The 822-nt window shown below is 30.9% G+C and carries 1 protein-coding gene; it reads left to right on the plus strand.

Annotated elements, in window-relative coordinates:
• A partial coding sequence (locus tag KPL44_RS25070; RefSeq protein ID WP_216256120.1) for a carbohydrate ABC transporter permease occupies nt 1-636 on the plus strand: 636 nt, incomplete at its 5' end.
• Between the last annotated feature and the right edge of the window lie 186 nt (nt 637-822).

The following is an 822-nucleotide window of genomic DNA, read 5'->3' on the forward strand; positions in this document are numbered from 1 at the left end:
GTTATTCTTTCTTTAGGTATTGCAGTACTACTTAATTCTAAGATAAAAGGTAAAACTATATATCGTACAATCTATTTTCTACCTATGGTTTCAGCACCGGCAGCTATAGCTATGGTTTGGAGATGGCTTTATAGTTCGGATTTCGGTTTGTTTAACTACTTGCTTTCTTTCGTTGGTGTAAAAGGACCCAATTGGCTTACAAATCCAAAACTTGCGCTTTTATCTATAATAGTAGTAGGAATATGGAGTTATCTAGGTTACAATATGATTATTTTACTTGCAGGGCTGCAGGAAATACCAAAAAGTTTTTATGAAGCAGCTAAAATTGATGGAGCAGGTCCTATTAGGCAGTTTTTCGCTATTACATTTCCATTAATATCACCAACAATGTTTTTTGTTGTCATTACTTCTATGATAACCGGATTACAAGTATTTGATTTGATATTTATGATGATTAGTAAATCAAATGCAGTTATGGAGTCTACTCAATCTTTAGTGTACTTATTCTATAATTATTCATTCGTAATGAATGACAAAGGTTATGGTTCAACTATAGTAGTACTGTTATTAGCAATAATTTTAGTGATAACTGCAGTTCAACTTAAATTACAGAAAAAATGGGTTCATTATGAATAACTTCAAGGGGAGGTATAACTTATGAAAGGAAAATTAAAATCAAGCAATTTAATTGTTCACATAATTCTTATAATAGGTGCGATTGCAATGCTAATTCCATTTATATGGATGATACTAACTTCTTTAAAAACACTTACAGAGTCAACGTCATTACCAGTTACTATTATGCCTAAAAGTTTTAAATGG

The organism is Clostridium sp. DSM 17811 (assembly GCF_018861905.1).
GTDB lineage: Bacteria > Bacillota > Clostridia > Clostridiales > Clostridiaceae > Clostridium_AD > Clostridium_AD frigoriphilum.